The organism is Affinundibacterium seohonense, assembly GCF_014284305.1.
In the GTDB taxonomy this organism is placed as follows: Bacteria; Pseudomonadota; Gammaproteobacteria; order Burkholderiales; family Burkholderiaceae_D; genus Undibacterium; species Undibacterium seohonense.
The window spans coordinates 1-834 of record NZ_JACOFW010000074.1 but is presented as its reverse complement, the minus strand read 5'-3'; the positions used below and the strand labels follow the sequence as shown (position 1 = coordinate 834).

At 48.6% G+C, this 834-nt stretch carries 1 protein-coding gene; it reads left to right on the top strand.

The genetic code is table 11. From position 1 onward, the window contains the following. Window positions 1–63 precede the first annotated feature (63 nt). Window positions 64–771 (top strand): IS6 family transposase, encoded by a 708-nt coding sequence (locus H8K52_RS20605; RefSeq protein WP_186924789.1) that lies wholly within the window; start codon window positions 64–66, stop codon window positions 769–771. Window positions 772–834 lie beyond the last annotated feature (63 nt).

The following is an 834-nucleotide window of genomic DNA, read 5'->3' as shown; positions in this document are numbered from 1 at the left end:
GGTTCTGTCGCAATAAGCTGTCTCTGTTAGACTGATGATCCGACAAAATATTTGATTCATGCAATGAATGACGAGCTACGCAAGCTACTCAAACGAATGCATTATCCGCTCGAAGTAATGCTGACCTGCGTGCGCTGGTACGCTGCCTATCCGCTTAGTCTGCGACAGATCGAAGAAATGATGGCGGAGCGTTGTGTATTCGTTGATCATTCAACCGTCAGTCGCTGGGCGATCCGACTTCTGCCGTTACTGGAAAAGATATTCAGAAAGCGCAAGCGCCCGGTCGGTGGAAGCTGGCGGATGGACGAGACTTATATCAAGGTCAAAGGCGCCTGGAAATACCTCTATCGTGCAGTGGACAAGGAAGGCAAGACGATTGATTTTCTCCTGACTTCCAAGCGAGACAAGGCAGCAGCCAAGCGTTTTTTCGACAAAGCTATGGAGGCGAACGGCACACCTGAAAAAGTCACGATGGACAAAAGCGGCGCCAACAAAACAGCGATTGACGAGATCAACGCCTCCATGAAAATACCAATGGTGGTACTTCAGATCAAGTACCTCAATAATATCGTGGAACAAGACCATCGTGCGGTGAAACGGATAACAAAACCAATGCTTGGATTCAAATCGCTCCGATCAGCCAAAAGCATCCTGGCTGGTATCGAACTCATGCACATGATTCGCAAGGGTCAACTCATGATGGAAGGAGGAGAAGATCTGTCTTTTGCCGACCAATTTTATGCTTTGGCAGGAAAAATCCGCTCTGTTTAAGTAAGGGCGGAGGCTGTCTGCCATGATTCCGCATTGGCTTCGCTATTGCGACAGAACCGATGT

Excerpts from the sequence above, each read along its gene's own strand:
- H8K52_RS20605 (WP_186924789.1), top strand. The coding sequence starts at position 64 with ATGAATGACGAGCTACGCAAGCTACTCAAACGAATGCATTATCCGCTC.